This window comes from Rhodococcus sp. NPDC003322, from assembly GCF_053589555.1.
Window position 1 is genome coordinate 164031 of the sequence record NZ_JBSFSC010000005.1, and the last position, 26186, is coordinate 190216.

General features: G+C 72.5%; 1 protein-coding gene (only partly in view). It reads left to right on the plus strand.

What is annotated here, in order from left to right; translation table 11 throughout:
- Positions 1-26186: the 5' portion of a non-ribosomal peptide synthase/polyketide synthase gene (locus tag ACWDUM_RS20285; protein WP_450135328.1), read on the plus strand. The gene runs 916 nt beyond the window's last position; 26186 of the gene's 27102 nt are visible here — the first part of the coding sequence; the start codon lies at positions 1-3; the stop codon falls past the right edge of the window.

A 26186-nucleotide genomic window follows, 5' to 3' on the forward strand; every position in this document is an offset into this window, starting at 1 on the left:
ATGAAGGATTTCTCATCGCCTGATCCACACCGAGACGCCGCGCAGCCGCAGGCCGTCGCACACCACCCGGACGGCTCGTCGGATGCGTTTCCGTTGTCTGCGGTCCAGAGACGGGTGTGGTTCGGTCAGCAACTGATCCCCACGGCCCCCATCTTCATCGCCCAGTACGTGGAACTGCACGGCGACCTCGACGTCCAGCGGTTGCGTGCGGCGGCGGTGACCGCGGCACGCGAGTTCCAGTCTCCGTTCCTGCGCCTGGTGGACGTCGACGGGGAACCACGCCAGATGGTCGACCATTCCATCGACACCACGATCGAGTTCTTCGACTTCAGGCGGGAGGCGGACCCGATCGGCGCCGCGCACCAGTGGATCGACAACGACTACGTCACCCCGATCGATCTGACGCGGGACCGCCTGGTGGAGATGACGATTCTCCGGGTCGGAGACAGGGACCATCTCTGGTACACGCGAATCCACCATGTCGCGCTCGACGGCTACAGCGGGATGACGATGGTGAACCGAATCGCGGCCCTGTACACGGCAGCCGCCACGGGGACCGAGCCGGAACCGAACCGCGCTCTCGACCTGTACACGCTCTACGAGCTGGATCAGAAGTACCGCTCGTCGAGCCGGTTCGCGGCAGACCGGAGGTACTGGGCCGAGCACGTGCGCGGGATCGAAGCCGGTACCACTCTCGCGCACCGCGACGGCCCCGCCGCGGCCCGCAGCCGTCTCGAGAGCGCGCCCCTGAGCGATGTCGCGCTCGATCGGCTGAACTCCTCCGGCGTGCTTGTCGGCGCCACGCCCGCGGCGGTGCTCGTCGCGGGATTCGCCTGTTATCTGTCGAGGATGACGGGCGACCGTGACGTCCTCGTGAACATACCCGTGTCGGCGCGCACCACGGCGCCACTGCAGCACTCCGGTGGCATGCTCGTCAACGTCGCCCCGCTCAGGATCACCGTCGATCCCGACGACACGGTTGCCGACCTCGTCCGGCGGGTGCAACTGGAAATGATGGGTGCACTGCGTCACCAGCGGTGCAGCCTCGAGGACATTCGGCGCGATGCCGGGTTCACCGGGCCACGGGAGGGACTGTCCGGGCCGATGGTGAACGTGATGCTCTTCCGTCAGGAGATCACCCTCGGAGAGATCGTCGGCGAGTACCGCATCGTGACCTCCGGGCCCGTCCAGGACCTGCTGGTCAACATCTATCAGAGCGGCTCGCCGGCCCGAACGCTGGTCGACTTCCGCGGCAACCCGAACAGATACGACGCGGACGAGCTGCGCACCCATCACAGGCGCTTCGTCGAGTTCCTCGAGGCGTTGCTCGCGGCGGAGCCGACGACCGCGCTGGCGGCCATCCATGCCGAGTCGGCATCGATCGGGACGCGGATGCTGCGGGAGAGGGCCGAGCTGGCGTTCTGGACGGACGAGCTGTCCGGGCAGCCGGCATCGGCGGTGTTGCCCCGGGCGGGCGCGACGCCGACCGGCCGGGCCGGACGGGACTCGGTGGTACGTGGGCTCGACCGAGACCTGCACGGTGCCGTCACGGCGCTCGCCCACGGATTCGGCACCGGACCGTTCACCATGTTGCACACCGCGCTGGCCGCGGTACTGAGCAGGCTCACCGGCATCGACGACGTCGTCGTCGCGGCCACCGTGCCGTACGGGGCCGACGAGCACCACCGTCCGGTGGCCACGACCGTGGCCCTGCGCACCCGGATCGACCCGTCCGCCGCGTTCGCCGATCTGGCGCGCGAGACCGGCGACCGCGAGCGTCGCGCCTTCGCGCACCTGGAGATCCCGTTCGATCAGGTGATCGAGACCCTGGGCGCTCCCCGTCCACGCGTGGCCTTCGGCGTCCACACCGCGGAGTCCGCCGCGATCGTCCCGGAGGACACCGATCTCACGGTCGACCTCACCGAGCGCTTCACCGCGCGCGGCACGCCTGCCGGCATCGATGCACGGCTCACCTTCGACGACGCCGTGCTGGACAAGGACACCGTCGCCGCCCTGATCGACCGGTTCGAGCGTCTGCTCGCCGCGGTCACCGAGGATCCGGACCGGCCCGTCGGGGACGTGTCCGTCCTGAGTGCAGCGGAGTCCGCGGGGCTGACCCCGGTACAGGGTCCGCGCGCCGCCGCCCCGAGGACCCTCGCCCAGATTCTCGCCGACGCCGCGGCCGTCGATCCGGACCACGAGGCGGTCGTTGCGCCCGACGGGCGCCGGTTCACCTATCGCGAACTCGACGAACTCGCCGGCGGACTGTCACGGCGCCTGCTCGATCACGGAGTGGGCCCGGATTCCGTTGTGGCCCTGGCAATTGCGCGTTCGATCGAATCGGTGGCGGCGATCTGGGCCGTGGCTCGCACCGGAGCCGCCTTCCTGCCGGTCGACCCGAGCTACCCGCCGGAGCGAATCATGCACATGCTCACCGATTCCGGCGCCGCTCTCGGGCTGACGGTCCGCGCCCACCGCAGCCGGTTGCCCGACACCACCGTGTGGTTGGTCCTCGACGACCCGATCGTCACGCCGCAGCCCCCTGCCACTCGCGGCGCGGCGGTCCGCCCGGTGCACCTCGACGACGCGGCCTACCTGATCTACACGTCCGGCTCGACGGGACGGCCCAAGGGGGTGACGGTCACCCACCGCGGGCTGGCGAACCTCGCCGCGGAGGAACGGGAACGGTTCGCGGTCACCGCGGACTCGCGCACCCTGCACTTCTCCTCGCCGAGTTTCGACGCGTCCGTGCTCGAACTGATGATGGCCGCGGGAGCCGGCGCAACGATGGTCGTTGCCCCGCCGAACATGTACGGCGGTGAGGAACTGGCGGACCTCCTGCGCCACGAGCGGGTCACGCACGCCTTCGTCACCCCAGCCGCGCTGGCATCCGTCGATCCCGCCGGACTCGACCGCCTCGAATGCGTGGTCACCGGCGGTGACGTGTGTCCGCCCGCCCTGGTCCGACAGTGGGCTGCACCGGCCTCCCCGAGTTCCCGCGGGGCGCCAACATCCCCGAGTTCCCGCGAGGCGCCGACATCCCCGAGTTCCCGCGGAGCGGGTCGCCGGATGTTCAACGCCTACGGCCCGACCGAGGCCACCGTCGTCGCCGGCATCAGCACCGCGTTGCGGCCCGGTGCCCCCGTCACCATCGGCGGGCCGTCCCGCGGGTGCGGTGAAATCGTCCTGGACGCCCGGTTGCAGCCGGTGCCGGTGGGTGTCGTGGGGGAGCTGTACCTGACGGGCGACGGTCTGGCCCGCGGATACCGTCACCGGCCTGCGCAGACCGCGGACCGTTTCGTGGCGAACCCGTTCGGCGCGACCGGTGAGCGGATGTACCGGACCGGCGACCTGGTGCGGTGGACGCGGGTGAGTGGCGCGACCACGACAGGCCTCGAGCTCGAGTACCTGGGCCGCAGCGACTTCCAGGTCAAGATACGAGGCTTCCGGATCGAGCTGGGCGAGGTCGACAGCGTGCTCCGGTCGCACCCGAGTGTCGCGTTCGCGGCGACACTCGCGCGGCCCCGTCCCTCCGGTGACCTCGCGCTGGTCGGCTACGTGCTGCCCGCGGCAGGCGCCGCGATCGACGAGGCCGGGCTCCTCGCGCACGCGGCCGAGTCGTTGCCCCCGCACATGGTGCCCGCAGCCCTCGTCACGCTCGACCGGGTGCCGCTCACCCCCGCGGGCAAGCTGGACCGACGGGCGTTGCCGGAGCCGCGCTTCGGTGGGGTCGCCGCCGGGTACCGGGCGCCGCGCACCGCGACGGAGGAAACGATCGCGGCGGTGTTCGCGGACCTGCTCGGCGAGGCGCAGGTCGGTGTCGACGACAGCTTCTTCGATCTCGGCGGCGACTCCCTCGTCGCCACACGCGTGATCGGACGGCTGAATGCCGCGCTGCCGCTGCAGCTGAGCGTGCGTGACCTCTTCGCGGAACCGACCGTCGGGGGGCTGGCGCTTCGCGTCGACCGAATGCTCGAGAGCGGGGACACCGGTCGGCCGGTGCCGGACCGTCCCGCGCTGGTGCCCAGGGAGCGCCCGGACCGGCTCCCGCTGTCCCCGGCGCAGCGGCGAATGTGGCTGGTCAACCAGATCGACACCGCGTCGCCGGCCTACAACATTCCCTTCGCGGTGACGTTGACCGGTGAACTCGACCCCGCCGCGCTGCAGGCGGCGCTCGGAGACGTGATCGGGCGGCACGAGACCCTGCGCACGGTGTTCCCCTCGGATGCGGGGGGACCGTACCAGGCGATCCTGCCTGCGTCGGATGCACCGGTGGACCTGACACCGGTCGCGGTGGATCCGGAACGGGTGGCGGAGTCGCTCGCGGCGATGGCCGCCGTCGGCTTCGACGTCCGCGACCGGGTTCCGCTGAGAGTCACCCTGTTCCGGACCGGGCCGCGCCGGCACGTCCTGGCCGTCGTGTTGCACCACATCTCGGCGGACGGGCAGTCCGCCGGAGTGCTGGCCCAGGACGTGGCGGCGGCGTACGCGGCGCGGGCTGCCGGGGGCGCGCCCGAGTGGAATGCACTGCCGGTGCAGTACACCGACTACACCCTGTGGCAGCGCGAACTGCTCGGCGCCGAGGAGGATCCGCACTCGCTCGCCGCCCGGCAACTGGCCTACTGGGGTGACCGGCTGGCCGACCTTCCGGCGGCGATCGCGCTGCCGCACGACCGCTCGCGGTCGCCGCGCACCACAGCGGCCGGAGACCGGGTCGAGTTCGACGTCGAGGCCGGGATCCACCGCGACCTCGTCCGGATCGCCCGCGAACACGGCTGCACCCTGTTCATGGTCCTGCACGCCGCGCTCGCGGTCCTGCTCGCGCGGCTCGGCGCGGGGCGCGACGTCGCCGTGGGCACCCCGGTCGCCGGTCGCGGCGAGCCCGAGCTGGACGAGCTCGTCGGCATGTTCGTCAACACGCTGGTCCTGCGCAGCACGGTCCGGCCCGAGGCCACGTTCGGCGATCTCCTCGCGCAGGTGCGCGAGACCGACCTGGGCGCGCTCGCGCACGCCGACCTGCCCTTCGAGCGACTGGTCGACGAGTTCGCCTCGGACCGGTCGCCCACACACGCGCCGCTGGTGCAGGTGCTGCTCGAGTTCCAGCACGGCGCGCCCACGACGGTGGCGATGCCGGGACTGTCCGCCGAGGCCGTCGAAGTGGATCCGGGTGTCGCCAAGTTCGACCTCCAACTGGGAGTGCGGGAACGGTTCGACGACTCGGGCCGCGCCGCCGGCCTGTCCGTGTCCCTCCAGTACGCGACGGACCTGTTCGACCGCGCCACGGTGACCGGGATCGGCGATCGGCTGGTGCGGGTCCTCGCCGCGGCGGCCACCGATCCGACCGCGGTGGTGGGCGACATCGTGATCACCGGCGAGCGGGAAACTGCCCTCGCGACGCGGGAGCCGCCCCGCCGCGTGGTGCCGGCGGCCACCCTGCCGGAGCTGTTCGCGAGTGCCGCGGCGCGAAACCCGGACGCGTGCGCGGTCGTCGGCGGGGCCACCCGCGTCCGCTACTGCGAGCTGGCCGCGCGCGCGAACAGGTTGGCCCGCTTGCTGATCGGCCACGGAGTGGGACCGGGCTCTCTGGTCGCGGTCGCGATGGCGCGTTCGGACGATCTGCCGGTCGCCCTCCTCGCGGTCCTCACGACCGGCGCCGCCTACGTTCCCGTGGACGTGGACTATCCGGCGGACCGCATCGCCTACATGATCGCCGACGCGTCCCCGGTGTGCGTGCTCGTCGACGGCGCCGCGACCGGTACGGCTCTGCGTCGCACCGACGTTCCGGTACTCGACCTCGGTGATCCCCGCGTGGCGACCGCGCTCGGCGAACAGTCGCCGGCGCCGGTGACCGACGCCGACCGAGGAGCGCCGCTGTACCCGGACTCGCTCGCGTACGTGATCTACACCTCCGGGTCGACCGGACGGCCCAAGGGAGTGGCGGTGTCGCACCGAAGTGTGACCACACTGTTCACCAATGCGGCCGAGTACTTCCGATTCGGTGGCGACGACGTCTGGACGATGTTCCATTCGTACGCTTTCGATTTCGCGGTGTGGGAACTGTGGGGCGCGTTGATCCACGGCGGCACCGTGGTACTGGTCGACCCGACCACGGCCCGCACGCCGCACGACCTGCTGCGGTTGCTGGAGGCCGAGGCGGTCACGGTCCTGTGCCAGACCCCGAGTGCCTTCCGCCAGCTGGCCGAGGCCGACCGCGCCCGCGCACGGGACGGCGACGCCGCGGTGCTGGGACTGCGGTACGTGATCTTCGGCGGCGAGGCGCTGGACCCGGGTCAGCTGGCCGAATGGCTCTCCCGCCACGGGGATTCGGATCCGCGGTTGGTGAACATGTACGGGATCACCGAGACCTGCGTGCACGTGACCCACTGCCCACTGTCGCGGGCACCGGGGGGCGGGGCGTCCGGGGCATGGGGTCGACGGTCGATCGGCCGCGCGTTGCCGGGGCTTCGGGTGCGCGTGCTCGACGAGCGACTGCACGTGGTCCCCCCCGGCGTGGTGGGGGAGCTGTACGTGTCGGGCGCCCAGCTGGCACGCGGCTACCCGCGTCTGGCCGGGGAGACCGCGACGCGGTTCGTCGCCGACCCGTCGGGGTCCGGAACCCGGATGTACCGCACCGGCGATCTGGGCCGGTGGCGGGTGGACGGCGAGCTCGAGTACGCCGGCCGCAGGGACGACCAGGTGCAGGTACGCGGATACCGGGTGGAGCTGGGCGAGCTGGAGGCGGCGCTCGCAGCGGTGCCGGGAGTGGCGTCCGCGGTCGCGCTCGCCGACGAGGGACCCGTCGGGATCCGGCTGGTGGGCTACGCCGTGCCCGCCGGTGGTGCGGCACTCGATCCGGACGAGGTGAGAGCGTCCGTCGCCCAGTCCCTTCCCGGCTACATGGTGCCGTCGACGGTGATGATCCTGGATCGACTTCCGGTCACCGCGCACGGCAAACTCGATCGCGCGAGCCTGCCGCTCCCCGGTGACGTCGGGGACGCCTACGTCGCGCCGCGCAACCCGATCGAGGAGATCGTGGCGGGGGTGATCGCCGACCTGCTCGGGGTGGATCGGGTCGGTGTCGCCGACGGATTCTTCGCACTCGGCGGCAACTCGCTGGTGTCGGCGCAACTGGTTGCCCGGATCAACGACGCGACCGGCTCCGCGCTCGGCATTCGGGACGTGTTCGACGGCCCCACCGTCGGTGAACTCGCCCGGCGAGTCGGCGGGGAGGGCAGCGGCGTGCGGCGGCCTCCGCTGGGTCCGCGCGTCCGGCCGGCCCGGATCCCGTTGTCCCCGGCGCAGCAGCGGATGTGGTTCGTCAACCAGTTCGATCCGCAGTCCCCGGCGTACAACATCTCGTTCTCGCTGCAGTTGGCGGGCGAGCTCGACGCACCGGCGCTGCGGGCCGCGCTCGGCGACGTCGTCGCCCGGCACGAATCCCTGCGCACGGTGTACCCGCTCACCGACGACGGGCCCTGCCAGCAGATCCTGCCGGTCGGGCTCGCGGAGCCCCGACTCGAGGTCGTCACGGTGCGCGACGCCGACGACCTGCGCGCCCGGGTGCGAGCGACGCTGACACGCGGCTTCGACGTCGCGGAGCAGATTCCGCTGCGGGCACGCCTCTTCCGGGTCGACGAGACGCACCACGTGCTCACCGTGGCGATGCACCACATTCTCGCGGACGGCTTCTCGCTGAATCCGCTGGCGCGGGACGTGGCCGCGGCGTACGCGGCCCGCCTGCACGGTTCCGCGCCGAGGTGGCCGGCGCTGACCGCGCAGTACGCGGACTACACACTGTGGCAACGCGACTGGCTCGGCGGCGAGGACGACGGGTCGTCGCCGCTCGCCCGTCAACTCGAGTACTGGGCCGGCACGCTGTCGGGCCTGCCCGCGGTGCTGGACCTGCCGAGCGACCGGCCGCGGCCCGCGGTCCGCTCGCCCTCCGGCGGACGCGTCGAGTTCACGGTCGGCGAGCGGCTGCACCGGAGCCTGATCGCGCTCGCCCACCGGCACGACGCCAGCGTGTTCATGGTGGTGCACGCGGCGTTCGCTGCGTTGCTGTCCCGGCTCACCGGCTCCGACGACATCGCGATCGGCACCCCGATCGCCGGGCGCGGAGCCGCGGCGCTCGACGACATGGTCGGGATGTTCGTGGGAACCCTCGTGCTGCGATGCGACATCGGTGGAGCGTGCTCGTTCGGTGAGCTGATGCAGCGGATCCGGGAGGCGGACCTGGGCGCGTTCACGCACGCGGACATCCCGTTCGAACGGGTCGTGGAGGCGCTGGACCCGCCGCGCTCGCCCGCACACACCCCGCTGTTCCAGGTGATGCTGGAGTTCCGCACCATCACGCGGCCGGAGCTCGCGCTGCCCGATCTGCGGGTGGGGGACTTCGATCCGGGCGACGCGGTCGCCAACTTCGACCTGCAGCTCACCATGGCCGAGGAGTTCGACGCCGCGGGCGGCGCGGCCGGAATGTCGGCCGGCCTGGTGTTCGCGACCGACATGTTCGACGAGGCCACCGTGCGGACCTTCGCCGCCAGGTTCGTGCGGATCCTGGAGGCGGTCGCCGAGACCCCGGACATGCCGGTGGCGGACATCGACATCCTGGGCGCTGCCGAGCGCGCCGCGCTCACCGCGGTACGGGGCGCGCCCGGCGCAGCGCCGCGCACGCTTGCCGCGATCCTCGCGGCGGGCGCGGCGATCGATCCGCAGCGGGCCGCCATCCGGATCGACGGCCACGACATCTCCTACCGCGACCTCGACCACTCGTCGACCAGGCTCGCCCGCGAACTGATCGCCGCCGGCGTCGGACCCGGATCGGTGGTGGCGCTTGGCATGCCCCGCAGCGCCGAGTACGTCCTCGGCCTGTGGGCCGTCGCGAAAACCGGGGCGGCCTTCCTCCCGGTCGACCCGGCGCACCCACCCGACCGCATCGCGTTCATGCTCGGCGATTCGGGTGCGGTGCTCGGCCTGACCGTCGCGCGGTCCCGGAAAGCCCTGCCCGACGAGCCGAACTGGTGGGTGCTCGACGACCCTGCGACAGCGATCGTCGACGCCGATGCGACACCGATCGTCGACACCGATGCGACACCGATCGCCGACACCGAACGGACCGCGCGGATGCGCCTCGACCAGGCGGCCTACCTGATCTATACCTCCGGGTCGACGGGAATACCGAAGGGCGTCACGGTCACTCACCGAGGTCTCGCGTCGTTCGCCGACCACGCCCGGCGGCTGGGCCGGACGACACCGCGCTCCCGGACACTGCACTTCACCTCGCCCAGCTTCGACGCCTCGATCCTCGAGTTCGTCCTCGCGTTCGGTGTCGGGGGCACCCTGGTGATCGCGCCGCCCACCGTGTACGGCGGCGACGAGCTGAGGGAGCTGCTCGTGGCCGAACGCGTGACCCACTGCTTCCTCACTCCCACGGCCCTCGCGGCGACGGACCCGGCCGGACTCGACGACCTCGCGTGCGTGGTGACGGGCGGCGAGGCGTGCCCGCCCGGTGTGGTCGCCCGCTGGGCCCCGGGACGGCACCTGTACAACGCGTACGGTCCGACGGAGGCGACCATCGCCGCCAGTGTCAGCGATCCGATGTCCCCCGGCGATCCGATCACGATCGGCGGCCCCGCACCGGGATTCCGGCTGCGGGTGCTCGACCGCAGGCTGCAGCCCGTGCCGGTCGGCGTGCCCGGCGAGCTGTACCTCGCGGGCCCGGCGCTGGCCCGCGGCTACCACCGGCGTCCGGGGCTGACGGCCGGCCGCTTCGTCGCCGACCCCGGCGGCGATCCAGGCGAACGCATGTACCGCACGGGTGACGTCGTGCGCTGGACCGCCGACGGCCCGCTGGTCTACCTGGGGCGCGGCGACCGGCAGGTCAAGGTCCGCGGCACCCGCATCGAGCTCGGTGAAGTCGAATCGTGCCTGACGGCAGACGGATCCGTCGCACACGCTGTGGCCGACGTGCGCGCGGTCGGGCGCGGGGGCGACCGGCTGATCGGGTACGTGGTGGCCGCCCGCGGAGCCGTGGTGGACACCGCGCACCTGCACGAGGCCCTCGCCGCGCGGCTGCCCGCGTACATGGTTCCCGCGCACATCGTGGTGCTCCCCGAACTTCCCATGACCGTGCACGGCAAGCTCGATCGGACCGCGCTGCCGACGCCCGATCTCGCAGTGGAGGCGTCCGCCGGCCGGTCCCCGAGGAATGCGGCCGAGGAGAACCTGGTGCTGCTTTTCGCGGAAGTTCTCGGACTCGACACGGTCGGCGTGGAGGACTCGTTCTTCGCGATGGGCGGAGACAGCATCATGTCCATCCAACTGGTGGCGCGAGCGAAGTCGGCGGGACTGCTCCTCACACCGAGGGACGTGTTCGACCACCCGACCGTCGCCGGGCTCGCCGCGGTGGCGGACTCGCACACCGCCACACGCCACCCGACCCTCGACGAGCTGCCCGGCGGTGGCGTCGGGGAGGTGCCGATCACCCCGATCCTCGCGTGGATGCTCCGCCGCAGCGCGGGCCGGATCGGCCGGTTCTCCCAGTCGGTCCTGCTGGTACTGCCCGACGGGGTCGACCGGCCCACGCTCGAGGCCGCGGTGCAGGCCGTCCTCGACACGCACGACATGCTCCGGGCCCGGCTCGGACCGGACAGCGGCACCGACGGTGACACACCCCGTCGCTCCGCTCGCCCGGATGACACTCCCCGTCGCTCCGCTCGCCCCGGTGGCTGGCGGATGACGGTTCCCGGCCCCGGCAGCGTCACCGCCCAGGACGTTCTGGCGCGGATTCCGGTGGATTCGGTGGACGACGAGGAGTTCGACGCCCTCGCGGCCGCGGCGGCCGAGGCCGCGGCCGATCGCCTGGATCCGGCCACCGGCACGATGGTGCAGGCCGTGTGGTTCGACGGGCCGTCCGGCACCGGACGACTGCTGCTGGTCATCCACCACGCCGTCGTCGACGGAGTGTCCTGGCGCGTGCTGGTGCAGGACCTGGCCTCGGCGTGGGCGCAGGCGTCGGAGGGGCGGGTGCCCGAGTTGCCCCCGGTGGGCACGTCGATGCGGCGATGGGCCCTCGCGCTGGACGAGGCCGCCCCACAGCGAGTCGGCGAACTACCGCTGTGGGAGCGGATCCTGGGCGGCGTCGCGGATCCGCCGATCGGGTCGCGGCCGCTCGATCCGGCGCGGGACGTCGCTGCCACCAGCGAGGTGGTCACCAGCGAGGCGCCACCAGAGGTCACCGAGGCCGTGATCACGGCGGTGCCGGAGTCGCTCCACGCAGGCGTGCTGGACGGGCTGCTCACGGCCCTCGCGATGGCAGTGGTCCGCTGGCGCAGCGAGCGAGGCGTCGCGCGGTCCGACGTCCTGCTCGGAGTCGAGGGGCACGGGCGGGAAGAGGAAGCGGTCCCCGGTGCGGACCTCACCCGGACGGTCGGCTGGTTCACGACGCTGTCGCCGCTGCACCCGGATCTGTCGTCGATCGACCTCGGCGCGGCATTCGCCGGGGGGCCGGCGGCCGGTGCGGCGGTCAAACTCGTCAAGGAGGCGCTGCGGGCGATCCCGGATCGGGGCATCGGGTACGGCCTGCTCCGCGAACTCGCCGGAGAACAGGGCGCCACGGTGCGCGGGTGGCGCGACCCCCAGATCGTCTTCAACTACCTGGGCAGGATGGCGGGCGTCGACCGGACGGCCGCGGGGGCCGGCGACGATCCGCAGGCGTGGCGGCCCAGCGCGCGGCACGGGCTCGGCGGCGGCCACGACCCACGGATGCCCGCGACGGCCGTCGTCGACATCTCGGCCGGTCTCGTGCAGCGGCCGGGAGGCGCGGTCCTGCAGTCGTCCTGGACATTTCCGGCCGGGGTGCTCGACGCCGACGCAGTGCACCGGCTCGCCGACCTGTGGCACCGCGCGCTGGGAGCGCTCGCGGTGTACGCCCATACGCCCGGTGCGGGCGGGCTCACCCCGTCGGACGTCGATCTCGTCCCGCTCGGCCAGTCGACGATCGACGCCCTCGAGGCACGACGACCCGGGCTGACCGATGTGTGGCCGCTGACCCCGCTGCAGGCGGGACTGCTGTTCCACGCGCAGCTCGCGGAGCATTCGGTGGACGCGTACACGGTCCAGCTCGTCGTCGGGTTGCACGGCAGGCCGTCGCGCGAACGGATGCGCCGCGCCGCGGGGACCCTGCTCGATCGCCACCCGAACCTGCGGGCGTGCTTCGTCGACGACGACGAGGGCGACGTGTACCAGGTCGTCGCAGGCCGAGTCTCGGTGCCGTGGCGTGAGATCGACCTGTCCGGGCTCGACGGGCCCGCGGCCGGGGAGCGGTGGCGGGAGCTGCTCGCGGAGGATCGGGCGACGCCCTTCGCGATGGACCGTGCGCCGCTGCTGCGCTTCACGCTGATCCGGACGGGCGCGGACGAGCATCGGCTCCTGCTCACCCACCACCACATCCTGCTGGACGGCTGGTCGACGCCGCTGCTGCTCGCGGAGCTGCTCACGCTGTACGGCACGGAAGGCGAGCCACCGTCTGGCACGCACGGCGCGCCTGCGCCGGTGGGCGACTACCGCGACTACCTCGCGTGGCTGACCGCGCAGGACCACGAATCCGCCCTCGGCGCCTGGAACAGCGCCCTCGCGGGCGTCGACGGGCCGACGCTGCTCGTGTCGCAGGCCGAGCCGGTGCACGCTCCGCAGGCGCCGCTCGACGCCGCGGTGAGTGCGGCCGAGCCCCGGGAGGTGCGGCTGACACTGCCGGCCGACGAGACCGCGGCGCTGGTGGCGGCGGCCCGCGAACGCGGGGTGACGGTCAACACCGTCGTGCAGGTCGCCTGGGCGCTGGTGCTCGGCACGCTGACCGATCGCACCGACGTGGTTTTCGGTGCGACGGTCTCGGGTCGCCCGCCGCAGGTACCGGGGATCGAGTCGATGATCGGACTGTTCATCAACACCGTGCCGGTGCGGGTCCGGTTCGACCCCCGCGAAACCGTCGGTGAACTGCTCGACCGTGTGCAGGCCGAGCAGGCGGCGATGCTCGACCACCACCACATCGGGCTCGCCGAGATCCAGCGGGCGGCGGGTCCGGCGGCGACGTTCGACACCCTGACCGTCTTCGAGTCGTATCCCGTCGACCGCTCGGCCCTGGCACGTGACAGCGGCACCGACATCGCCGGACTGCGGGTGACGGGTGTCGAGGGCTTCGACGCCACGCACTACCCGCTGACCGTGCTGGCGAGCGTGGACGACCGCCTGCGAATGACCCTGAAGTACCGGCCCGACCGCCTCGGCCCCCTCGAGGTGGAATCGATCGCCGACCGGTTGCGGATCGCGCTCGCGACCGTCACCGACGAGACGGCGCGTCCCGTCGCCCGGGTCGACCTACTGTCCGCCCGCGAGCGCCACACCGCCACGCCGATTCGTGGCGGCGAAGCGAGCCCGCCACGTCTGCTGCCCGAGATCCTGGTCGCCGGTGCCGCGGTCGAGCCCGACCGGGTGGCAGTTCGGGCGGGGGAGGTGCAGCTGTCGTACCGGGAACTCGAGGCGGAGTCGAATCGGCTGGCGCGGTACATGATCGGTGCGGGAGTGGGGCCGGGCACGGTGGTCGCGATCGCCCTGCCGCGGTCGGCGCGGTCGGTGACGGCGGTGTGGGCGGTCGCGAAGACCGGTGCGGCGTTCGTGCCCGTTGATCCGACCTACCCACTCGACCGCGTCCGGCACATGCTCACCGATTCGGGCGCCGCGCTGGGGCTGGCCACCGCCGCCGATCGCCACCGTCTGCCGGACGGTGTCCGCTGGCTGCCGGTCGATGATCCCGGCTGCGAGGCGGACGTCGTCGCGCTTTCCGCCGAGGGCGTCGACGACGCGGAGCGGACGGGTGCCCTGCACGTCGACGACGTCGCGTACCTGATCTACACCTCGGGATCGACCGGCCGGCCGAAAGGCGTGAGCGTCACACACCGCGGCCTGTCGGCCCTGCTCGCAACGCAGCGTGACCGTTACGCGATCCCGGCGACGGCGCGGTGCCTGCACGTGTGCTCGCCGAGTTTCGACGTCTCGGTGCTCGAACTGTTGCAGGCCGCGACCGCGGGCGCGACCCTGGTGATCGCGCCGCCCGGCGTGTACGGCGGCGCCGAGCTGGCCGAACTGCTGCGCCGCGAGCGGATCACCCACGCCTGCATCACACCTGCCGCACTGGCCACCGTCGATCCCGACCGGCTCGACGCCCTCGACGTGCTTGTCGTCGCGGGCGACGCCATCGGTCCCGAACTGGTCGCCGACTGGGCGACGGGACGCACGATGCTCAACGGATACGGGCCGACCGAGTCGACGATCCTGACGACGATCAGTGTGCCGCTGGTGCCCGGAGCGCGGGTGCCGATCGGGGCGCCGGTGCGCGGCACCGACCTGCTCGTCCTCGACCGCTTCCTGCGGCCGGTTCCGGCCGGGGTGCCCGGCGAGTTGTACATCGCGGGAGCGGGATTGGCCCGCGGATACCACCGCCGGGCCGCGCTGACCGCCGCGCGATTCGTGCCGGATCCGCGTGGCGGGCCCGGCGCCCGGATGTACCGCACCGGTGACGTCGTCCGGTGGCGGCCGGACGGAACACTCGACTATCTGGGACGCAACGACTTCCAGGTCAAGGTGCGGGGACTGCGCATCGAGCTCGGGGAGATCGACGCGGTGGTCGCCGCTCACCCCGGGGTCGGGTTCGCCGTCACGGCAGCGCGATCACGGGAAGCCGGCGACCCGATGGTGGTGACCTATGTCGTGCCGAATTCCGCGGACGGTGTCGACGTCGCCGACGTCATGGACTTCGCGGGCAGGAGCCTGCCCGCGCACATGGTGCCGACGACCGTGGTGACGCTCGACGAGGTGCCGCTCACCCCGGTGGGCAAGCTTGACCGCGCGGCGTTGCCCGAACCGGACTTCGCCTCGTTGACACCGCGATTCCGGGAACCGGGCAACGCAACCGAGGCGGGGTTGGTCACCGTGTTCGCCGACGTGACCGGTGTCGACCGGGTCGGAGTCGACGACGACTTCTTCGTGTTGGGCGGAAACTCTCTCAGCGCGACGCGGGCCGTGGCCCGCATCAACCGGGTGCTCGCCACCGGGATCGGGGTGCGCGACCTTTTCGAGTGCCCGACCGCGTCCGCGCTCGCGCCGCGGTGTGCGCGCGCTGTCGCACGGCCCACGGACGAGTTGCGCACGGGCGTACGGCCCGACCGCATCCCGCTGTCGCTGGCGCAGGAACGCATGTGGTTCGTCAACCAGTTCGATCCGGCGTCCGCCGCATACAACGTGCCGATGGTGCTGCGGTTGTCGGGGAGCCTCGACGCCGCGGCCCTGCGCCGCGCGCTGATCGACGTGGTGGAACGCCAGGAAGCGTTGCGGACGGTGTTCCCGTCCCAGCCGGCCGCAGGCCTGTCCCAACCGGCTGCAGGCCTGTCCCGGCATGCTGCCGGACCGGTCCAGGTGATGGTGCCCGCGCCCGGTGTGGTCGGGGACCTGACGCCGGAGCCGGTCCCCGCGGATCGGGTGGCCGCCCGCATCGACGAGATCGTGCACGAGGGATTCGATGTGGCACACGAGGTTCCGGTGCGGGTCCGTCTGCTGCGCACCGCGGCGGACGAGCACGTTCTCGTGCTGGCGGTCCATCACATCGTGGCGGACGGCTTCTCGATCGGCCCCCTGGCTCGTGACGTCGCGACGGCGTATGCGGCACGTGTCGGCGGCGGCGCCCCGAACTGGGGGACGCTGCCGGTCCAGTACGCGGATTTCGCCGTGTGGCAGCGCTCGACACTGGGGTCGCCCGGCGACCCGGACTCGCGCATCGCCGGCGAGCTCGCCTGGTGGGAGGGCCGGCTGGCGGGGGCGCCGCCGGTGACCGGGTTGCCGTTGGACCGCCCACGGGAGATCCGGCGCTCGACGCGCGGCGGACGGGTCCGGCTGTCGGTGGGTCCCGGCGTCCACCGCGCGCTCGTCGCCCTCGCCCGCAGGCACGATTCGACGGTGTTCATGGTGGTGCACGCCGCGCTCGCCGTGCTGCTGTCCCGGGTGGGGGCGGGCCGTGACGTTGTGGTCGGCACCCCGGTCGCCGGGCGCGGCGAGGCCGAATTGGACGACCTGGTCGGCATGTTCGTGAACACCCTGGTCCTGCGAACCCCGGTCGATCCCGCGGCGTCGTTCGATGCGGTGCTCGCCGGGACACGAGACGCGGACGTGGACGCGTTCGCGCACGCCGACGTGCCGTTCGAGCGGCTCGTGGAGCGGGCGAGTTCGGCGCGGTCGACGTCGTACGCTCCGCTGTTCCAGGTGATGCTCGAGTTCCGCAACGTCGACCGCCCCGACGTGCGGCTGCCGGGACTGACGGCCCGGGTGGTCGACGTCGAGATGGGAGAGATCAAGTACGACCTGCAGTTCGGAATCGGGGAGCGGTTCGACGGCTCCGGGGCGGCGGCGGGACTGACGGGCGACGTGCTGTTCGCCGCCGACGTGTTCGACGAGGCCACTGCGACGGGCCTGGCGGACATGTTCGGTCGGGTGCTCGCGGCCGTCGCGGCCGATTCGTCCGTCCGTGTCGGCGACATCGACGTCACGGGCGCGTTTGCACGCGAGGTGGTGGCGAAACTTGCGTCCGGGCCGGAACTCGCCGCACCTGCGGAGGGGACGCTGCCGGCGGTGCCGGCGGAGGGGACGCTGCCGGCGGTGCCTGCGGAGGCGACGCTGCCGGAGCTGTTCGCCGCGGCGGTCACTGCAGGCCCGGACGCGATCGCCGTGGTCGATGGGGGCACGCGGGTGACGTACCGAGAACTGGACGAGCGTTCGAACCGGTTGGCGCGCTGGCTGATCGATCGGGGCATCGGACCGGAGTCCGTGGTCGCCGTGATGATGGGACGGTCGGCCGACCTGGTGGCCGCGCTCGTCGGGGTCGCGCGGTCGGGTGCGGCCTACCTGCCGGTTGACCCGTCGTATCCGGCGGCGCGCATCGGGTTCCTGCTCGACGATGCGGCACCGGCCTGCGTGCTGGTCGACGCCGGTGTGCCGCCGGATCTCGTGGACGGGAGCGTCGGCGGCGCCGGGGCTCCGGTGGTGCGTCTCGACCGCCCGGAGATGCGTGCACAGCTGGATGCCCTGGACGCCGCGCCGGTGACCGATGCCGACCGGACCGGTCCACTGCACGCGGATTCAGTCGCGTACGTGATCTACACGTCAGGGTCGACCGGCAGGCCGAAGGGCGTCGCGGTGTCCCACCGGAACGCGGTGACGCTGCTGACCGGCGCGCGCGCCGTGCTCGGCTTCGGCGGGGCCGACGTGTGGACGATGTTCCACTCGTTCGCGTTCGACTTCGCCGTGTGGGAACTGTGGGGGGCGTTGGGTTTCGGTGGCCGGTTGGTGGTCGTCGACCACGACACCGCACGATCCCCGGACGAGCTGAGGCACCTGCTGGTGTCGGAGTCGGTGACGATGCTCAGCCAGACGCCGTCGGCCTTCCACCAGTTCGCGCAGGCCGACGCCGCTGCCGATGCCGAGGGCGGAACCCTCGCACTGCGCTGGGTCGTGTTCGGCGGCGAGGAACTGGACGTCACCCGCCTCGCGGGATGGGTCGAGCGGCACGGTGCCTCGGTGCCGGCGCTGGTGAACATGTTCGGGATCACCGAGACCTGCGTGCACGTGACGTGGCGGGTGATCGACGAAGAGACGATCGTCGGGCCGCGCCACGCCGGATCCGTGATCGGTCGCGGGCTCCCCGGGGTGCGGGTGTGGGTGCTCGACGACCGCCTGCGGCCGGTGCCGATCGGGGTGGCGGGCGAACTGTACGTGTCCGGCGCACAGGTGGCGCGCGGCTACCGGGGACGACCGGGCCTGACCGCGGGACGCTTCGTCGCCGACCCGTTCGGGGCGTCGGGCCGGATGTACCGCACCGGCGATCGCGCACGCTGGAACTCGCACGCCGAGCTCGAGTTCCTGGGGCGCGGCGACTCCCAGGTCCAGATCCGAGGGTTCCGGGTCGAGCCGGGGGAGGTCGAGTCGGCGCTGTCCGCGGTTCCGGGTGTCGCCTCCGCCGTGGTGCTCGCGCGGCCCGGGCCCGTCGACGGCGCCGCACGCCTGGTGGCCTATGTGGTCCCCGAATCCAGTGCCGACCTCGATCCGGCTGCGGTCACCGAGGCCGTCGGCCGTCGGCTGCCCGGACACATGGTGCCGTCCGTGACGACGGTCCTCGCGGAGTTCCCGATCACCGCACACGGCAAGGTCGACCGCACCGCACTTCCCGAACCGCGACCCGAGACCGTCGGCGGGCGAGCACCCCGCACCGGCACCGAGCACGTGCTCGCGACCCTGTTCGCGGAGATCCTCGGCGTCGAGTCGGTCGGTGTCGACGACTCGTTCTTCGGGCTCGGTGGCGACTCGATCATGTCCATCCAGCTGGTGTCCCGCGCGAAGGCCGCGGGGGTCACCTTCACACCCCGCGACGTGTTCGAGAGCCGCACCGTCGCCGGCCTCGCCGCGGTCGCCGACCTCACCGATTCCGAGCGCGTGGTCGTGCTGCCGGAACTGCCGGGCGGCGGCGTCGGCGACCTGCCGCTCACCCCGATCATGCGATGGATGATCGAGCGCGGTGGCGACTTCCGCCGCTACTCCCAGTCGGTTCTGCTCGCCGTGCCCGGCGGAATCGACGGTGACACCCTCACCCGCGCGGTGGGCGCCGTCCTGGACCGGCACGACATGCTGCGGTCCCGGCTGCGCCCGGACGCGCGTTCGGTGTGCGGGTGGCGGCTCGAGGTGCGGCCGACGGGGGCGGTGCGCGCCGACACGGTGGTGCGGCGGATCCCGCTCGACTCGGTTGCCGGAGCGGACTTCGCCGCGTCCGTCCGCGGCGCACTCGAGGAGGCCGCCGACCGGCTGGACCCGGAGTCCGGCGCCATGATCCAGCTGGTGCACTTCGTCGGGCGCGACGCGGCCCGGCTGCTCGTCGTGGCCCACCATCTCGTGATCGACGGGGTCTCGTGGCGGATCCTGATTCCCGACCTCGCGCTCGCCGCTGCGCAGGCCGCGGACGGCGCGGAGCCGGATCTGCCTGCGACCGGCACGTCGATGCGCACCTGGGCGGCCGGGCTGGTGCAGGCGGCGCAGGGCCGCACCGGCGAGCTGGCACTGTGGCGGTCGGCCGTCCCCGGAACGTCGGCGGTACGCGTTGTGGGTGAACTCGATCCGTCGGTCGACGTCGTCGGCACCCTCGACCGCGTCGAGGTGGAGCTGCCTGCCGACGTGACCCGAAGCCTGACGACGACGGTGCCGCGGGTGTTCCACGGATCCGTCGACGACGGACTGCTCACCGCGCTGGCCCTCGCGCTCGTGCAGTGGCGGCGCGGCCGCGGTGTGGAGACCGACGACGTCACGGTGGCAGTGGAGGGACACGGCCGGGAGCCTCAGGTGGTGCCCGGCGCCGACCTGTCCCGCACGGTGGGGTGGTTCACGTCGATCCACCCGGTGCGGCTGGACCTGTCGGGCGTCGACATCGACGAGGCCCGCAGTGGTGGTGCCGCGGCCGGTGCGGCGGTCAAGGCGGTCAAGGAACAGCTGCGCGCGGCACCGGACCACGGGATCGGGTACGGCCTGCTCCGGTACCTCGGCGACGAGACCCGGCCGGAACTGGACGGTTCGCCCGAGCCGGAGATCAGCTTCAACTACCTCGGTCGGCTCGATCGCGGCTCCGATCCGCGCGGCGACGGACACTGGCTCCCGGTGACGGAATCCGGCCTGTCCGACGCCGCGGCGGCGACCATGCCGGTGGCCTTCGCGATCGACGTCAACGCGATGACGGTGCCCGGCCCGGACGGCCCCCGGATCAAGGTCACGTGGGCCTTCCCGCGCCGCGTGCTCGATGCGAACGAGATGGAACGGCTGGCGCAGGAGTGGATCGTCGCTGCCCGGGCGATTGCCGCCCAGGCGAACGCGCCGGGTGCGGGCGGGCGGACGCCGTCGGATCTGGCCCTGGTGCACCTGGACCAGTCCACGATCGAGCGGTTCGAGGAGCGGTTCCCGTCGCTGTCCGACGTGTGGCCGCTGACTCCGATGCAGCGCGGCATGTTCTTCCACGCCGAACTCGCCGACACCTCGCTGGACGCGTACCTGGTGCAGCTGCTCCTCACCCTCGGCGGCGACGTCGACTCCCGGCGCCTGCAGCGAGCGGTCCAGGCCGTGGTCGACCGGCACGCGAACCTGCGGACGGCGTTCGTGCGCGCCCCGGACGGGGAGGCCGTGCAGATCGTCCAGGACGGCGTGGCCGCGCCGTGGACGGAGACGGATCTGCGCGCGTCCACCGACCAGTCGGCGGCGGCGCGGTTCGGTGAGATCCTCGCCGAGGACCGCACCCGTCCGTTCGCCATGGCGACACCGCCGCTGCTGCGAATCCGTCTGGTGCGCTTGCCCGACGGAACGTGCCGGCTGGTGCTGACCAACCACCACATCCTGCTCGACGGGTGGTCGACACCGCTGCTGCTCGCGGAGCTCGTCAGCCTCTACGCCACCGACGGCGACCCGTCCGCGCTGCCGCCGGTACGGCCGAACCACGGCTATCTCGCATGGCTCGCGGCGCAGGACCGCTCGGCGGCGCTGCACGCGTGGGCCGACGCCCTCGGCGGACAGGACGAGCCCACTCTGCTCGTCCGTGAGGGCTCCGCCACGACCGCACAGTCCACCCCGTCCCTGGACGTGCCGTACGAGTTGGACGTGGCGGCGACCGGGCGACTGCGCGCCCTCGCGCAGGAACGCGGGGTGACGCCGGCCACCGTCGTCTCGGTCGGATGGGCGATCGTCCTCGGACTCCTCACCGGCCGCGACGACGTCGTGTTCGGCGCCACCGTGTCCGGGCGGCCCCCGCACGTGCCCGGCATCGAATCGATGATCGGATTGTTCATCAACACGGTGCCGGTCCGGATCCGGCTCGATGCCGCGGAGACACTGGGTGCGCTGCTCGACAGGGTGCAGGCGGAGCAGGCGTCTCTGCTCGATCATCACCACGTCGGGCTCACCGACATCCAGCGTGAATCGGGACCGGGTGCCGTCTTCGACACGCTCACCGTCTTCGAGTCCTACCCCGTGCCCGGCGAGCTGTCCGCGACCACCGACATCGCGGGGATGCACGTGATCGGCATCGAGGTCCGCGACTCCGCCCACTACCCGCTGAGCGTGGTCGCGTCCGCGACCGACCGGCTCCGCCTGACGATGAAGTTCCGCCCGGACCTCGTGGGCCGGACCGTGGTCGACGCCGCCGCCCGCCGGCTCCTGCACGTCCTGCGCGCGATCGGTGCCGATCCGGGTCGGCGCCTGGCCGCGCTGGACCTGCTGACGGCCGGCGAACGCCGGATGCTGGCGCCGGTACGGGGAGCGCCGCGCAGCGCCGCCCGTACCCTTCCGGAGATCCTCGCGGACGCGGCGGCCCGCAACCCCGACGCGGTCGCGCTGGTGTCCGGGGACCGGAGGCTCACCTACGCGGACCTCGACGCCCGGTCCAACCGGCTGGCGCGGGCGCTGACCGCCCGCGGTGCGGGACCGGAAACCTATGTGGCACTAGGAATTCCCAGGTCCATCGAGTCGGTCCTCGCGATGTGGGCGGTGGCCCGGACCGGGGCCGCATTCGTCCCGGTGGACCCGGACTATCCCGCCGAGCGGGTCGAGCACATGCTCGCCGACTCCGGTGCCGGCGTCGGGCTCACGGTCGCTGCCCATCGGCACCGGCTGCCCGACACGCTGCCGTGGCTGACGCTCGACGACCCCGCGTTCGCGGCGGACTGTGAATCCAGATCGGCGGCGCCGGTGACCGATGCGGAGCGCACGGCGCCTCTGCGCATCGACAATCCGGCGTACCTGATCTACACGTCCGGCTCCACGGGCCGGCCGAAGGCGGTCACGCTGACCCATCGGGGCCTGGCGAACTACGCGGACGAACAGCGGGATCGGTGCGCGGTGACCGGGGACTCCCGGACGTTGCACTTCTCGTCGCCCAGCTTCGACGTCTCGCTGCTCGAATACCTGCTGTGTTTCGCGGCCGGCGCGACCATGGTGATCGTGCCCCGCACCGTGTACGGCGGTGCGGAACTGACCGCGGTGCTGAGGGAGCAGCGCGTCACCCACGCCTTCATCACGCCGGCCGCCCTCGCCTCGATCGACCCGACCGGGCTCGACGACCTGCAATGCGTGATGGTCGGCGGGGAGGCGTGGCCGCCGGATCTGATCACGGACTGGATGCCGGGGCGGCGCGTCCTCAACGTGTACGGGCCGACCGAGACCACGATCGTCGTGAACGCCGAGGACTGTGTGCCGGGGGTCGCACCGATTCCGCTGGGCGGGCCGATCCGCGGCGTCGCCGAGGTGATCCTGGACGCCCGACTGCAGCCGGTGCCGGTGGGTGTCGAGGGCGAGGTCTACATCGCCGGTCCCGGTCTGGCCCGCGGCTACCACCGCCGGGCCGCGACGACCGCCGGTCGATTCGTCGCCGACCCCTTCGGCGCGGCGGGCGGGCGGATGTACCGCACCGGCGACGTCGGTGTGTGGACCGGGGACGGGAGGCTCGAGTACCGCGGGCGCAGCGACTTCCAGGTGAAGGTCCGGGGGTTCCGCATCGAACTCGGCGAGATCGACGCCGTGCTCGCGGCACACCCCGACGTGCGCTTCGCGGTGACACTCGGCCGCCCCGGGCCGGGCGGTGAGACCGTCCTGGTCTCCTATGTCGCCGCCGCCGACGGCCGGGACGTCACCGTCGACGAGCTCCGGGCCCGGTTGTCCGCGCACGTCCCCGACTTCATGGTGCCGACATCGATCGTGGTGCTGGACGACATCCCGCTCACCCCGACCGGGAAGCTCGACCGCCGCGCGCTGCCCGATCCCGCGTCGGGCCGGACAGCGGCCGAGTTCAGGCCGCCGACCAACCCGGTCGAGGAGGCGGTGACCGCGGTGTTCGCGACGGTGCTCGGGGCGGACCGCGTCGGGACCGGGGACGACTTCTTCGAACTCGGCGGCAATTCACTGTCCGCGACCCGTGCGGTCGCGCGGCTCCGGGAGACCCTGGGCATCGAACTGGGTGTCCGCGAGCTCTTCGCGGCACCCACCGCGGCGGCACTCGCCGAGCGCATCGAGCACGGGGCGGCGGGCGCGTCCGGTCGGCCCGTCCTGGAGGCGACCGGACGGCCCGACGAGATCCCGCTGTCGCCGGCGCAGCAGCGGATGTGGTTCATCAACCGGTTCGACCCGGCCTCGCCCGCCTACAACGTCCCGCTCGTGGTGCGACTGTCCGGTGCCCTCGACGCCCCGGCCCTCGATGCGGCCCTCTCCGACGTCGTCGACCGGCACGAGTCGTTGCGCACCGTGTTCCCGGTCGGGCGCGACGGCCCGGTGCAGCGGATACTCCCGGCGGCCGAGGCCGTGCCGGTCCTGCGGCCGGTGCCGGTCGCAGGCGAGGAGGAGCTGGCCCGGCGGATCCACACCGAGGTGTCCGCCGGGTTCGACGTCACCGCCCGCGTGCCGGTCCGCGGGGCGCTGTTCGCGCTCGGTGCCGAGGAACACGTCCTGGTCCTGGTGGCGCACCACATCTCGGTCGACGGATTCTCGGTGGGACCGCTGTCCCGGGACCTGGTCCGCGCGTATGCGGCGCGGGCGGCGGGCCGCGCACCCGAATGGTCGCCGCTGGCGGTGCAGTACGCCGACTACACGCTGTGGCAGCGCCGGCTGCTCGGCGACGCCGACGACCCCGGGTCGCTGGCCGCCCGGCAGCTCGACCACTGGACGTCGACGCTCGCGGGGGCACCCGATCTCCTGGGTCTGCCGACGGATCGCCCGCGCCCGCTCCAGCAGTCGTTCCGCGGCGCCCGAACGGGTTTCGCGATCGAGCCGCAAGTGCACCGCAGGCTCGAGGAGTTCGCGCGGCGTCACGGCACGAGCGTGTTCATGACCGTGCACGCGGCGCTCGCGGTGTTGCTGAGCCGTCTCGGCGACACCGACGACATCGTGATCGGCACCCCGATTGCGGGCCGTGGCGAACCGGCGCTCGACGACCTGGTCGGCATGCTGGTCGGCACGCTCGCGTTGCGCACCCGGATCGATGCGGCGCAATCGTTCTCCGATCTGGTGGCCGCGGTGCGCGAGGTCGACCTGGGTGCGTTCGGGCACGCCGACCTGCCGTTCGAACGCGTGGTGGAGGCGCTCGATCCGCCGCGGTCGACGGCATACTCTCCGATCTTCCAGGTGGCGCTGGAGTTCCAGAACGACACGAGGACCCGCCTCGACCTGCCCGGGCTGACGGTCGAGGGCCTCGCCACACCCTCCGGTGTGGTGAAGGAGGACCTCGAGTTCGTGCTCGCGGAGCAGTTCGACGCGGCGGGCGCCCCGGCCGGCATCGCCGGGAGCATCGAGTACGCGACCGATCTGTTCGACGGCGACACGGTGCGAGGTTTCGCCGAACGGTTCCTCCGGACACTCGAATCCGCGCTCGCCGATCCCCGCGCCGCGGTCGGGGACATCGCGATCCTGCGCGACGACGAACTGCGCGACCTCGCTCCGGCCCAGGGCGCCCCCGACGCCCCGGAGCTGCTCCTGCCCGGACTGTTGACGGACGCCGCGCACGACCCGGACACGGTCGCGGTCGCCGGCGACGGCATCGAGGTGACTTACGGAGAGCTGGATCGGCGGTCCAACCGGTTGGCGCGGCTCCTGATCGGCCGCGGCGTGGGTCCCGAGCGCTATGTCGCACTGGGGCTGTCGCGGTCGCCCGAGTCCGTGCTCGCGGTGTGGGCGGTCGCGAAGACCGGGGCGGCGTTCCTTCCGGTCGATCCGGGATACCCGGCGGAGCGGATCGAGCACATGCTCGGCGATTCCGGGGCCGTGCTCGGGGTGACCGTGGCCGGAGCGCGCGATCGGCTGCCGGACGGCGTCGACTGGGTGGTGCTCGACGATCCCGGCACGGTGAGGTCCGTCGCGGCCCTGCCGGACGCGCCGATCGCCGACGCAGAGCGGACCCGGCCCGTCCGAGTCGACCACCCCGCGTACCTGATCTACACGTCGGGGTCGACCGGCATCCCGAAGGGCGTCGTCCTCACCCACAGTGGTCTGGCGAACCTCGCCCGCGAGGAGCGCACCCGTCTCGGCGTCACCCCGGACGCCCGCACCCTGCACTTCGCGTCCCCGAGCTTCGACGCATCGGTGTTCGAGATGGTGATGGCGCTGAGCGCGGGCGCGACGACGGTGATCGTCCCGCCCGACGTCCACGGGGGCACCGAGCTGGCCGAGGCCCTCGAAACCGGGCGCATCACACATGGTTTCGTCACCCCGACCACCCTGGCGTCGGTGGAGCCCGCGGGGCTCGGCACGCTCCGCGCGCTGGTCGTCGCGGGTGAACCGTGCCCGCCGGAACTGGTGGAGCAGTGGGCTCGGGACCGCACCATGCTCAACGCATACGGCCCCACCGAGACCACGATCATGGCGAACATCAGCGAACCGATGGTTCCCGGTGCGCCGATCACGTTCGGTGGACCGATCCGCGGTGTGTCCGAGATGGTCCTCGACTCGCGTCTGCACCCGGTGCCGTCCGGTGTGGTCGGCGAGCTGTACGTCGCGGGGCGGGCACTCGCCCGCGGCTACCACCGCAGGCCCGCGCTGACATCCGGCCGGTTCGTCGCCGACCCGTTCGGCAGGCCGGGGGAGCGGATGTACCGCACCGGCGACCTGGTCCGCCGACGGACCGACGGCACGCTCGAGTACATCGGCCGCAGCGACTTCCAGGTGAAGATTCGCGGCTTCCGCGTCGAACCCGCCGAGATCGATGCGGTTCTCGCCGCGCAGCCGGGCGTCGGGTTCGCGGTGACGATCGCGCGCACCGGACCGGCAGGGGACACGCTGCTGTGCTCCTACGTGCGTGCGATCGGGACCGCACGCACCTCACCCGCTGAACTCCGCCGCGCTGTGGCACAGCGACTTCCGCGCCACATGGTCCCGGCGACGGTCACGGTGCTCGACCGGATCCCGACCACCGCCACCGGCAAACTCGACCGGGACGCGCTGCCGATGCCGCAGTTCACCTCGGCCGCCTACCGGGAGCCCGCCGGTCCGGTGGAGGCGGCGGTCGCAGGTGCGTTCGCCACCGTGCTCGGAGTGGAGAGAATCGGCGCCGACGACAGCTTCTTCGACCACGGCGGCAA